We start from the raw sequence: 288 nt of genomic DNA, 5'->3' as shown, positions 1-288 counted from the left end.
GTGCCAATTCCGTCGCCGATGGGCGCGTCGTCGTTCATTCGCTGCCGATCGGCTATGCGCTCGATGGGCATCGGGGGATCGCCGATCCGCGCGGCATGCTCGGCAACGAGCTGGGTGTCGACATGCATGTCGTCACCGCCGACGAAGCGCCGCTGACGAACCTCGAACTCGCCGTGAACCGCTGCCACCTGGAAGTGGAGACCGTGGTTGCGACGCCCTATGCGTCGGCGCTTTCGGTCCTCGTCGAGGACGAGGCGCAGCTCGGCGTTGCCTGCCTCGATTTCGGCG

At 66.7% G+C, this 288-nt stretch carries 1 pseudogene; it reads left to right on the top strand.

From position 1 onward, the window contains the following. Positions 1-288: pseudogene (locus tag CH341_RS32220) on the top strand (cell division protein FtsA); the annotation flags it as partial.

This window comes from Rhodoplanes roseus, assembly GCF_003258865.1.
Taxonomy (GTDB): domain Bacteria; phylum Pseudomonadota; class Alphaproteobacteria; order Rhizobiales; family Xanthobacteraceae; genus Rhodoplanes; species Rhodoplanes roseus.
This window is presented reverse-complemented; position numbering and strand designations above follow the sequence as displayed.